Origin of the sequence: Methylobacterium nigriterrae (assembly GCF_037106235.1) — a bacterium.
In the GTDB taxonomy this organism is placed as follows: Bacteria; Pseudomonadota; Alphaproteobacteria; order Rhizobiales; family Beijerinckiaceae; genus Methylobacterium; species Methylobacterium nigriterrae.
Map to the genome: position 1 here is coordinate 1 of NZ_JBAWTG010000156.1, position 9,764 is coordinate 9,764.

Genomic DNA, 9,764 nt, shown 5'->3' on the forward strand with positions numbered 1-9,764 from the left:
CAGCTCGGCCCATTGCGCGTCCGACAGCATCGCTCCTCCTCGCTCAGGAGAGGCGAAACGCTCACCGCATCGGGTGGTTCAAGCGATCACAGGCCGTAGCGGTTGGAGCATCCCGCGCAGCGGTTTCGGGAAGACGCGCGAACTCTGTTTGCCCTCCTCGCCCCGGACGCGTTCCGCTCCCGCTTCACCTCGCCGGCCGGCTTGCCGGGACGGACCTGATCGCCCGCCGCCGCCTGCGCGACGGCGAGCGGGACGCAAGTGGTGCGGCCCACCTGCATCCGTATCGCCCTTCGTCAGCTTGGTCTCGCCGTTGCCGAGGTGATCGGCGGTCCCGATCTGCCCGCTGTCCGAGCCCACCACGGTCGCGTGCTCGCGGACCCGAGCGATGCCTGCCATGTCCCGCCCCTCTCTCGGGGCCGCAACAGAGGGGCGAAGAGAGCGGGCAGGGACAGGACCGTGCCGAGATTTGTGCCTTGACGAAGCGCCTTGAAACGTAGTCAAAGACGCTCCTAACGCGCCGAAACCGCGAGATAACTCAATGGTTTCAGGGCGTCTGCCGGTGTAGCACAGCGGTAGTGCAGCGGTTTTGTAAACCGAAGGTCGGGAGTTCGATCCTCTCCACCGGCACCACCGGTCCCTCGCTCAAGAGCGGCGAAACCACACGGACCGGGTATCCCGGAACGGGATCGCTCGATGGCACGCCGGTCATCCGATCTGGCACCGGCCTGGCTTGCCTCGGCCGAGGCGGTGGGCGGGCCGCGCAGCCACCGGCCGTTCAGTCGGCATTCAAGCTCCGCAGCGTAGCAGTGACGAATAGTCAAGCTGAAATATCCGCATGGGTATATATTCGTGCGAGATGAGGCGCGAGACTCGTCGGATCTGGCTGCATTCGCCGCCTGAAAATCCGATGAATGCGCTTTTCAGAGCCTATTAAATTCACTCTCGCTAGCACCGTCATCGAACGAAGACGATCGCCCCGTGCCGAACGCGCGAGCTCGATCGGATTCGCCGGCATCTTTTGATGAGCGGTGATGACGCAGAGACCCGACGATCGCCACGAGGACTGCCCTCCCGAGGGAGCCGGGCACGCGATCCGGCGCCGGCTCGATCCGGAGACCCGCCGGCGGATCGGCCGGAGCCTGCGCATCCTCTACGCCGACCTGCTCGCCCAACCGCTGCCCGCCCGCTTCGAGGCTCTGCTCGCCGATCTCGCCGCGAAGTCGAAGCCCGAGGAGCCCTCGCGATGATGCAGACCGCCGCACCCGTTGGGACGCCGATCGGCGCCGATGCCGAGATGCGCGACCTCCTGCTCGGCGCGATTCCGGCGCTCAGGGCCTTCGCCTTCTCGCTGACCTACGACATCGACCGCAGCGACGACCTCGTGCAGGACACCCTCGTGCGCGCCTGGACCAAGGCGGACAGCTTCCGCCGGGGCACGAACCTCTATGCCTGGCTGTTCACCATCCTGCGCAACCTGTTCTACTCCGAGCAGCGCAAGCGCAAGCGCGAGGTGGAGGATGCCGATGGCGGCCTCGCGGCCCGGCTGACCTCGCTGCCGGAGCAGGAGATCCGCGTCGAGATGCGGGAATTCCAGAAGGCGCTCGACCTGCTGCCCTTCACCCAGCGCGAGGCCCTGGTGCTCGTCGGCGCGCAGAACTTCACCTACGAGGAGGCGGCCGAGATCTGCGGGGTGGCGGTCGGCACCGTCAAGAGCCGAGTCAGCCGGGCGCGCATGCGGCTGATCGAGAGCCTGGGCATGGAGGGCTCCGACGACATCGGAGCCGATGCCCTGACACGGGCGGCCCTCGATCAGGCCTGACCGTCCGGCGCGCCCGGACGCGCGCGAATCGAGGCGATTGCACAACGAAGGATTCACCGATCCGCAAGATCTCGCGTCGTACACCCGATTCCGAAAGGTCGGCCGATGACGTGGAAGGTCGGCGGCGCGCTGGCGCTGCTCCTCGTGCTGGTGGGCGTGGCGGGCTCGGCGGCGGTCGGCCCGATGGCGGAGCGCGCGCATCCCGAGCGTGAGCATCCCGAGCGTGAGCATCCCGAGCGTGAGACTTGGCGCCGCGCCTACCGCGTGCCGGCCGAGATCCCCTTTCCCGAGGACAATCCCTACTCGCTGGTCAAGGCCGAGCTCGGCCGCAGGCTCTTCTTCGATCCGATCCTGTCGGGCGATCGGAGCCGCGCCTGCGTCAGCTGCCACCTGCCCGATCTCGCCTGGGCGGACGGGCGCGCACGCGCGCTGTCGCGCGGGGCCTCCGGCATGGAGCTGCGCACGCCGACGCTGCTCAACCTCGCATGGCAGGAGCGCCTGGGCTGGGACGGCAAGTTCCGCGACCTCGAATCCGTCGCCTTCCTGCCGATCACGGCCGCGGGCAACATGAACCTGCCGGTCGCCGAGGCCCTGCGCCGCCTCTCCGCCGATCCCGAATACGCGCGGGCCTTCGCGGACGCCTTCCCCGACCCGGCCGTCACGCGCGACCGCGTCGAGGATGCCCTGGCGACCTTCGAGCGGCTGATCGTCTCGGGCCCGGCCCCGTTCGATCGCTGGATCGCCGGGGATGCGGGCGCGATCGACGCCGCCGCGAGGCGTGGCTTCGACCTCTTCAACGGCAAGGCGCACTGTGCGGCTTGCCACAGCGGCTGGTCGTTCACGGACGGCTCCTTCCACGACATCGGCACAGCCGCGGGCGAGGATATCGGTCGCGGCCGCTTCTTCCCGAACTCGCCGGCCCTGCGCTACGCCTTCAAGACGCCGGGCCTGCGCGCGGTGGCGGTGCGGGCGCCCTACATGCACGACGGGTCGGTCGCGACGCTGGAGGCCGTTATCGACCTCTACGATCGCGGCGGCATCGACCGGCCGAGCCGTTCGGCTGATATCCGGCCACTCGGCCTGAGCCGCGACGAGAAGTCCGACCTCGTTGCCTTCCTGCGCAGCCTCACCCCCGAATCGACGGCGGTGCCCGCCACGGGCGCGCTGACCTCCGTGCCGCCCCGTCCGCCGGCGCCGACGGGCCACGCGGGGCCTGCCGTGACGTCTCAGCACTGAGCGGCCCGTCTCGTCGCGCGGATCTCGGTCGGGACCGGGCCGGCATCGGCTCAAGCATTGTCCGCCGAAGTGGCTACCGGTTCGGCGCGAGAGAAGGCGATGCCTAAGGAACTGGAGCGATTTCCGTGATCCGGCGATCATGGAAATCGCTCTGAACGCGCTTCAGCGAAACAGCGGCAGCCCCGAGCCCAGCACGGCCAAGCCCGCTACGAGCAGCAGCCCGGCGCAGGTCTCGCAGGCGGCCACCCGCGAGCCCGCCCGGGGCGCGACGCCGGCGAGCGTCACGCCAAGGCCGAGGCTCGCGAGGCTGAGGAAACCGATCATGCGCTGCTCCCGGCCGCGACCCTTGCGGGCGGCGCCCCCGAGGCGAGGCGGCCGGGTTCGGACCGCTCGCCGGTTGCGAAACCTATCCCGCGAATCTTAAGCGAAGGTGGCGCGGCCCTCGCCCGGTTCCCGGACCGAATCCGCCGCCGCGGGTTCCGGTCGGACCGACGCCCGCGGAGCGCGATGACCGTTCTGCCCGCAACCCACAGCGTTAACCTTTCGGTAAGATCCGTTAACAAACCATTGGTTTTCTGTCCGCACCTGTACGTAAATGCCTCGGACAATATTTCCTTACTTCGTATCGCCGAGGACCCGATGGGTCAGCTCAAGAAGAAACTGGGCGGGTTCTTCGCCGCCGCGTCGCTTGCCGGCCCGCTCGCTCTTCTCGGCACGGCGCAGGCCGAGGCCCACGTCAAATGGTTCTGCGCCTTCGACGTCGCGGGCCAGCCGCGCGGCCTCGAACAGGTGCTCTGCATCGATTTCGAGTGGCTCACCGCCCTGGCGCTCGGATGCCTGATGTTCGGCTGCCTGGCCGAGGGCACGCCCCTCGGCACGGCACTCCTCAACGCGCTCGACCGGGTGACGGCGCGGACCAGGACCGACACGTCGCTCCTCGTGCGGGTCGTCTGCGGTTTCTTCTTCGTGTCGCTCTGGAATATGGGCGGCATCATCCTGACGCCGGAGCTGAAGACCGATGCCGAGTGGATCTCCTGGCTCCAGCTCGGCATCGCCGCGATGCTGATCTGGCGCCGGACCCTGCCCGTCGCGGCCCTCGGCATCGTGTTCCTGTTCGCCTTCGCCACCTGGACCTACGGGGCCTTCCACCTCGCCGACTATCCCGTCTTCCTCGGCATCGCCGCCTATCTGGCACTCACCGGCCTCGACCGCGCGCCCTTCGGCATCCGCCCGATCGACGTCGTCCGGTACTCCGCCGCCGTCACGCTGATGTGGGCCTCCGTCGAGAAATGGGCCTATCCGGACTGGACGGCGCCGCTTCTCGCCGCCAAGCCCGAGATGACCATGGGAGCGAGCGCCGAGCTGTTCATGAAGGCGGCGGGCGTCATCGAGTTCACCCTCGCCTTCGCGCTGATCTGGACGCCGCTGGTGCGCCGGACGAGCGCGATCATCCTGGCGGCCATCTTCATCTCGGCGGTGTTCGAGTTCGGCAAGATCGACGCCGTCGGCCATTCCGGCATCATCGTGGTGCTGCTCGGCATCGCGGCCGACGACGCCCGGGTCGCGATCCGGCGCCGCCACGTGGCGCTCGCCCCGGCCTACTACGCCGCGGCCCTCGCCTGCTTCCTGGCGCTCTACTATGTCGGCCACGCGGTGCTCTACGGCGGCCTCGCCGAGCTGCCGGTGATCTGAAGGCAGGGCCGCCGACGCGGCAGACCCTCGACCATTGTCCGCCGAAGCGGCGGGCGGCCGGGAGCAGGAATGCGGCGCCACAATGAGCTGGAGCGTCTCCCGTGATCCGGAGATCGCGGGAACAGGGACCTAGCGACCCCGGCCGGCCAGGAGCGGCCCGAGCACGTCGGTGATCCCGTTCACGGTGATCTGCGTGCCGACGCAGAGGAGCAGGAACGCCGAGAGGCGCCCGAGCACCCGGGCGCGCACGGGTCCGATCAGGGTCACCACCCGATCCGCCGAGCCGTATGCGAGCCGCACCATCGCGGCCACCGCCAGCGCCGCCGCCGAGGCGCCGACGTAGAAGCCGATCCGCTCCGGCGCCTCGGCTGGGCGGTTGGACCCGATCGCGATCGCCACCGCGATGGTGCCGGGACCGGTGGTGAAGGGCAGCGTCAGGGGGAAGAAGGCGATCTCGGCGAGGTTGCGGGCCGCCGGGTCCTGCGCGGCTTCGGCCTGCTTGCGGGCCTCGCGGGCCTCGGGCGCGTTGAGGAGCACCCAGGCCGAGGCCGCCACCACGAGCCCGCCCGCGATGCGCAGGGCGGCGAGCGAGACGCCGAAGAAGTTGAGGATCGGTGCCCCCGCCCAGAGGGCCGCCAGCATCACCATGGCGGCGTAGAGGCTGATGCGGCGCGACAGCTCCAGCCGGTCGGCATGGCTGAGCTCGCCCGTCACCTGCGCGAAGATCAGCGCGGCCCCGATCGGGTTGACGATCGAGAACAGACCCGAGAGCGCGAGCAGGAAATGCTGGATGGCCGCTTCGACGCTCATGCCCGGGTTCGCAAAGCTCCGCTTCGGCACCTGCCTATACCATCCCGGGCCGGCCCTGCACCCTCCGGAATCTCAGCCCGGCGAGGGGGCGGGCACCAGCACCCGGGCGGGGGCGAGGCGGCGGGCGCGGCGCACCTGGCGCACGGCCACCGGGCGGTAGAGCTGCTTCGTCGCGTCGACCACGTGCAGCCCCGCGAAGGGCAGCGACAGGCCGGTGCCGAAGCGCTCCCAGGCGCCGGAGGTGCGCAGCATCAGGCGGCTGCGCACGGGGGGCATGTAGAGGGTCTCGGCCCAGCCCTCCGGCGAGAACAGGGTGTCGCGCATCAGCCGGCCGAGCTGCGAGCGGCTGTAGGGCTGGCCGTGGCCGAACGGCGTCGCCTCGCGCCGGGCCCAGACCCCGCGGCGGTTCGGCACCACCAGGATCATGCGCCCGCCCGGCGTCAGGGTGCGCCAGACCTCCTGCAGGAGCTCGGTCGGGCTCTCGACGGCCTCGAGCGCGTGGACCAGGATGATGCGGTCGATCGCGGCTTCTGGCAGCGGCATCATGGTGGGGTCGGCGAGAGCCGAGCAGGAGCGGCCGGAGCCCGGCCAGTTCACCACCCCCTGCGTCGCCGGCATGAAGGCCAGCGTGCGCTCGGCGATGCAGTGGACCGGGCCGAGATAGGGCGTGGCGTAGCCGAGCCCGAGCACCCGCAGCCCCGAGACGGAGCCGAGGAACCCGTGGACCGCGCGGCCGACGATCCGGTGCGTCACCGCGCCGAGCGGCGTTGCGTAGAAGGCGCGCAGATCGGTGATGTCGAGGCGCATGGGCGGGTCGGACTGGTACGCGGACGGGCTCCGGCGCGGCTGGCGCGCGGCCGGATGTCTCCCTATGCTTCAATGGGGATCGGACGCGCCCGCGGCAAGCATTTCCGGCATGCGAGGCGCGGGCGGAACCGTGGCGGGGCGGCCCCGGTTCTCCGCGGGATCGTCCGGACAGCGAGGACAGCGACGCCATGGCCGCCACGAAGCCCGAGATCCGCACCTTTCTCTGCCGCAGCGACAATATCGGCGTGCTGATGCGCGACCCCGCCACGGGCGCCTGCGCGGCGATCGACGTGCCGGAGGCGGAGCCCGTCCTGCGGGTGCTCGGGGAGACGTGCTGGCGGCTCACCGACATCCTCGTCACGCACCGGCATGCCGACCACGTCGAGGGAATTCCCGAGGTGAAGCGCGCGACCGGCGCCCGAGTGACGGCGCCCGCCAAGGCCGGGGACGCCGTGCCGGAGGTCGACGCCACCGTGCGGGAGGGCGACCGCGTCCGCGTCGGCGACCTCGTCGGCGAGGTCTGGGAGACGCCGGGGCACTGCGCCGACCACGTCACCTACTGGTTCCGGGATGCGGGCGTGGTCTTTGCCGGCGATACCCTGTTCACGCTCGGCTGCGGCCGCGTGATGGAGAGCCCGCCCGAGACCCTGTGGCACTCGCTGAGCCGCTTCCTGGCGCTCCCCGACGAGACCCAGGTCTTCAGCGGGCACGACTACGTACGCGCGAATGCCCGCTTCGCGCTCGCGGCCGAGCCCGCCAACGAAAATTTGAAGGCGCGTGCGGCCGAGGCCGAGCGGGCCGCGGCCGAGGGCCGCTTCCTGATCCCGTCGCCGCTCGGCGTGGAGCGGGCGACGAACCCCTTCCTGCGCAGCACTGAAGCTGCCCTCGCGCGGGCGGTCGATCTCGCGCCCGGGGCGGATCCGGCGGCGGTCTTCGTGGCGCTTCGGGCGTGGAAGAATCGGTTCTAGGCCGGACCATTCAAGAAAAATTTGTTGCCATCTCAAACAGAAATGAACATACGACCAGACGCGAGGTTCGCGCGCGGCCTCGTCTGAGAAGGCTCCCGGCGGGAGACTTGATGTTCCTGGAAGCGGGCCGCGGCGCGCTTCGGTCGGTCAGATGGGGGTTCGTCTCGCCTTACCACCTCTCTCCCTCCCGCCTCCCGCTCCCCTTCGTGCAGCCGGAACGCACGAGCCCTCCGCAGCGGGACGAGACCGTTCGCGCCGAGGAGACCCATGAGCCCGTCCTATCGTCCGAGCCCGTGGCGCCGGCTAGGCCGGTGGGCCGCGCGGCCGCGCGGCTCGTGGGGCCGGTCGCCCGCGCCCGCACCGCGCCCGTCTCGGCCGACGTGCGGCTTCTCGCCATCGCCACGGAGCATCTCGCCCGCCTCGGACCGAAGCGCGTGACGGTGGTGGCGGTCGCGGCCGAGGCCGGGATGACGCATGCCAACGTCTACCGCTACTTCCCCTCGAAGGACGCGCTGCTCGACGCGGTGGCCGGCCGCTGGCTGCGGGACGTCGAGACTCGGCTCGCCAACATCGCCGACGCCCCCGACCCGGCCGACGACAAGATCGAGCGCCTGCTCACCGCGCTCGCCGCCCTGCAGCGCGACGCCCTCGGCGAGGAACCGAACCTGTTCGCCGTTCATCTCGACGCCACCGTGGAATCGCGACCCATCGCCCGGCGCCACCGGGTGCGGCTGCGCAGCCTCGTGGAGCGGGTGGTCGAGGAGGGCATGGCGGCCGGCGCCTTCTCGGCGCGAGACCGTGAGCGGGCCATCGCCTACATCTTCGATGCGAGCTACCGCTTCACCCACCCGCTCGCCATCCAGCAGGACGCGGACGTGCCGCGCGACCTCGTGGAGGCCCGTCTCGGGGCCGTGATTCACGCGATCCAGCGGGTGCTGCGCGCGGGCATCCTGTAGGGAAAGTGACAGGATTTCATTTCTGTCACAACGGCCCCGCTCGAGCCGCGGCGGTTTTTGAGGCGCCTCTAAATCCCTCGCCGCGCTGAGCTTTCGCGCAGCAACCGTTTCTGCGTGCGCGCTGCCGGCTGGCCCGAGGCGTGCTTTCCTCCTCCCCCGTCGGGTTGAAGCAGGGGGGCTTTTCGGCCACTAGAGCCACGCACGAAAGAGGACCGTGACGGGCTCACGCTTCGACGCAGTACTCGCCCACGCCCGAGCGGGGTGGTGACCAGTTCTCAATCTGGCAGCGGAGGTTCTTTACCCATGGCACGCAGCAAGATCGCGCTTATCGGCGCCGGACAGATCGGCGGGACCCTCGCGCATCTGGCGGGCCTCAAGGAACTCGGCGACGTGGTCCTGTTCGACATCGCGGACGGCGTGCCGCAGGGCAAGGGCCTCGACATCGCCGAATCGGCGCCCGTCGACGGCTTCGACGCGAAATTCTCGGGCGCGAGCGACTATGCGGCGATCGCGGGCGCGGATGTGGTGATCGTGACGGCCGGCGTGCCGCGGAAGCCCGGCATGAGCCGCGACGACCTCATCGGCATCAACCTCAAGGTGATGGAAGCCGTCGGCAACGGCATCAAGACCCACGCGCCGGACGCCTTCGTGATCTGCATCACCAACCCGCTCGACGCCATGGTCTGGGCGCTGCAGAAGTTCTCGGGGCTGCCGACGAACAAGATCGTCGGCATGGCGGGCGTGCTCGATTCCGCCCGCTTCCGCCACTTCCTGGCCGAGGAATTCGGGGTCTCGGTCGAGGACGTGACCGCCTTCGTGCTCGGCGGCCACGGCGACGACATGGTGCCGCTGACCCGCTACTCGACGGTGGCCGGCGTGCCGTTGCCCGACCTGGTCAAGCTCGGCTGGACGACCCAGGAGCGGCTCGACGCCATGGTCGATCGCACCCGCAAGGGCGGCGGCGAGATCGTCAACCTGCTCAAGACCGGCTCGGCCTTCTACGCGCCCGCGGCCTCGGCGATCGCCATGGCGGAGAGCTACCTGCGCGACAAGAAGCGGGTGCTGCCCTGCGCCGCGCACCTGTCCGGCGAGTACGGCATCGACGGCCTCTTCATCGGCGTGCCGATCGTGATCGGCGCGGGCGGCGTCGAGCGCGTGCTGGAGGTCACGTTCAACGCCGACGAGAAGGCGATGTTCGACAAGTCGGTCAACTCGGTGAAGGGCCTGATCGAGGCCTGCAAGGGCATCAACGCCGCCCTCGCCTGACGGAGGCGGAGGGCAGGCGGGAAGGGGATGTCGGCGCACGGGGCGCCGGGGTCCCCGCCCGCCGCGGCCGCCAACGCGCAATTCGGCATTCGCTCACAGGACGAGGCTGCCATGAACATCCACGAGTATCAGGCGAAGGCGGTATTGCGGGAGTTTGGTCTGCCGGTGTCGCGGGGTGTTGCGGTTTTGGCGGCGTCGGAGGCTGAGGCG

At 70.1% G+C, this 9,764-nt stretch carries 11 protein-coding genes and 1 tRNA gene; 8 read left to right on the plus strand and 4 right to left on the minus strand.

Annotated features, from left to right (window positions below; translation table 11 throughout):
* Positions 1–78: 78 nt before the first annotated feature.
* Complete coding sequence (locus tag WDW90_RS40965) at positions 79–396, minus strand: DUF2171 domain-containing protein (RefSeq protein ID WP_431311166.1); 318 nt, start codon at positions 394–396, stop codon at positions 79–81.
* Between the two features lie 159 nt (positions 397–555).
* Between WDW90_RS40965 and WDW90_RS32100 the strand changes: the two genes are divergently transcribed.
* The 4 genes from WDW90_RS32100 (at position 556) to WDW90_RS32115 (ending at position 3,055) form a co-directional block, all read left to right on the plus strand.
* Positions 556–630: transfer RNA gene (locus tag WDW90_RS32100), tRNA-Thr, on the plus strand.
* 401 nt (positions 631–1,031) lie between these two features.
* Positions 1,032–1,247: a NepR family anti-sigma factor gene (locus WDW90_RS32105; RefSeq protein ID WP_336491650.1), complete on the plus strand. Its 216-nt coding sequence runs from the start codon at positions 1,032–1,034 to the stop codon at positions 1,245–1,247.
* Positions 1,244–1,819, plus strand: coding sequence for a sigma-70 family RNA polymerase sigma factor (locus WDW90_RS32110; RefSeq protein ID WP_336491651.1), 576 nt, complete (start codon positions 1,244–1,246; stop codon positions 1,817–1,819). Before WDW90_RS32105 ends, WDW90_RS32110 begins: the two co-directional genes overlap by 4 nt.
* Before the next feature lie 105 nt (positions 1,820–1,924).
* Complete coding sequence (locus WDW90_RS32115) at positions 1,925–3,055, plus strand: cytochrome-c peroxidase (protein WP_336491652.1); 1,131 nt, start codon at positions 1,925–1,927, stop codon at positions 3,053–3,055.
* A gap of 162 nt (positions 3,056–3,217) precedes the next feature.
* Here the strand turns inward: WDW90_RS32115 and WDW90_RS32120 are convergent, their stop codons facing one another.
* On the minus strand, positions 3,218–3,379 hold the full coding sequence (locus WDW90_RS32120) for a hypothetical protein (protein WP_336491653.1): 162 nt from the start codon (positions 3,377–3,379) through the stop codon (positions 3,218–3,220).
* Positions 3,380–3,694: 315 nt separating this feature from the next.
* On the opposite strand from WDW90_RS32120, the gene WDW90_RS32125 reads away from it, so the two are divergent.
* Positions 3,695–4,747: a hypothetical protein gene (locus tag WDW90_RS32125; protein WP_336491654.1), complete on the plus strand. Its 1,053-nt coding sequence runs from the start codon at positions 3,695–3,697 to the stop codon at positions 4,745–4,747.
* 129 nt (positions 4,748–4,876) lie between these two features.
* On the opposite strand, the gene WDW90_RS32130 is transcribed toward WDW90_RS32125, so the two are convergent.
* Positions 4,877–5,557 (minus strand): MarC family protein, encoded by a 681-nt coding sequence (locus WDW90_RS32130; RefSeq protein ID WP_336491655.1) that lies wholly within the window; start codon positions 5,555–5,557, stop codon positions 4,877–4,879.
* Between the two features lie 72 nt (positions 5,558–5,629).
* Positions 5,630–6,364, minus strand: coding sequence for a methyltransferase domain-containing protein (locus WDW90_RS32135; protein WP_336491656.1), 735 nt, complete (start codon positions 6,362–6,364; stop codon positions 5,630–5,632).
* Between the two features lie 188 nt (positions 6,365–6,552).
* Between WDW90_RS32135 and gloB the strand changes: the two genes are divergently transcribed.
* The 3 genes from gloB (at position 6,553) to mdh (ending at position 9,554) form a co-directional block, all read left to right on the plus strand.
* A complete protein-coding gene (gloB, locus tag WDW90_RS32140; RefSeq protein WP_336491657.1) occupies positions 6,553–7,332 on the plus strand; it encodes a hydroxyacylglutathione hydrolase in 780 nt (259 codons plus the stop codon).
* Positions 7,333–7,442: 110 nt separating this feature from the next.
* The gene (locus WDW90_RS32145; RefSeq protein ID WP_431311167.1) at positions 7,443–8,288 is read left to right on the plus strand and encodes a TetR family transcriptional regulator; all 846 of its coding nucleotides are present in this window, start codon (positions 7,443–7,445) and stop codon (positions 8,286–8,288) included.
* 303 nt (positions 8,289–8,591) lie between these two features.
* Positions 8,592–9,554, plus strand: coding sequence for a malate dehydrogenase (gene mdh, locus WDW90_RS32150; RefSeq protein ID WP_336491658.1), 963 nt, complete (start codon positions 8,592–8,594; stop codon positions 9,552–9,554).
* Positions 9,555–9,764: the final 210 nt, after the last annotated feature.

What these genes read in the sequence shown, in the direction of transcription:
- WDW90_RS40965 (WP_431311166.1), bottom strand. Translation starts at nt 396, where the DNA reads ATGGCAGGCATCGCTCGGGTCCGCGAGCACGCGACCGTGGTGGGCTCG.
- WDW90_RS32105 (WP_336491650.1), top strand. Translation starts at nt 1,032, where the DNA reads ATGACGCAGAGACCCGACGATCGCCACGAGGACTGCCCTCCCGAGGGA.
- WDW90_RS32110 (WP_336491651.1), top strand. Translation starts at nt 1,244, where the DNA reads ATGATGCAGACCGCCGCACCCGTTGGGACGCCGATCGGCGCCGATGCC.
- WDW90_RS32115 (WP_336491652.1), top strand. Translation starts at nt 1,925, where the DNA reads ATGACGTGGAAGGTCGGCGGCGCGCTGGCGCTGCTCCTCGTGCTGGTG.
- WDW90_RS32120 (WP_336491653.1), bottom strand. Translation starts at nt 3,379, where the DNA reads ATGATCGGTTTCCTCAGCCTCGCGAGCCTCGGCCTTGGCGTGACGCTC.
- WDW90_RS32125 (WP_336491654.1), top strand. Translation starts at nt 3,695, where the DNA reads ATGGGTCAGCTCAAGAAGAAACTGGGCGGGTTCTTCGCCGCCGCGTCG.
- WDW90_RS32130 (WP_336491655.1), bottom strand. Translation starts at nt 5,557, where the DNA reads ATGAGCGTCGAAGCGGCCATCCAGCATTTCCTGCTCGCGCTCTCGGGT.
- WDW90_RS32135 (WP_336491656.1), bottom strand. Translation starts at nt 6,364, where the DNA reads ATGCGCCTCGACATCACCGATCTGCGCGCCTTCTACGCAACGCCGCTC.
- gloB (WP_336491657.1), top strand. Translation starts at nt 6,553, where the DNA reads ATGGCCGCCACGAAGCCCGAGATCCGCACCTTTCTCTGCCGCAGCGAC.
- WDW90_RS32145 (WP_431311167.1), top strand. Translation starts at nt 7,443, where the DNA reads ATGTTCCTGGAAGCGGGCCGCGGCGCGCTTCGGTCGGTCAGATGGGGG.
- mdh (WP_336491658.1), top strand. Translation starts at nt 8,592, where the DNA reads ATGGCACGCAGCAAGATCGCGCTTATCGGCGCCGGACAGATCGGCGGG.